This is a genomic window from Pseudomonas sp. 10S5 (genome assembly GCF_035019745.1).
Lineage (GTDB): Bacteria > Pseudomonadota > Gammaproteobacteria > Pseudomonadales > Pseudomonadaceae > Aquipseudomonas.
This window is the reverse complement of the sequence record NZ_JASJVL010000063.1, coordinates 1-250: the sequence shown is the minus strand read 5'-3', so window position 1 is coordinate 250 and position 250 is coordinate 1. Positions and strand designations below refer to the sequence as shown.

Genomic DNA, 250 nt, shown 5'->3' with positions numbered 1-250 from the left:
GGCGTCCCCTAGGGGACTCGAACCCCTGTTACCGCCGTGAAAGGGCGGTGTCCTAGGCCACTAGACGAAGGGGACGCTGCCCGGAACATACACTGTATGTCCCAGTGTCCAAAACGTGATCCGAAGATCTCGTTCTGGTTTCACCAGACCTGTCCTAGAACACGTCTGCTTCAAAATGGAGCGGGAAACGAGACTCGAACTCGCGACCCCGACCTTGGCAAGGTCGTGCTCTACCAACTGAGCTATTCCC

1 tRNA gene is annotated in these 250 nt (G+C 57.2%); it reads right to left on the bottom strand.

The features are described 5' to 3' along the window. Nucleotides 1-2: 2 nt before the first annotated feature. Nucleotides 3-75, bottom strand: a tRNA-Glu gene (locus tag QN378_RS23395). Nucleotides 76-250: the final 175 nt, after the last annotated feature.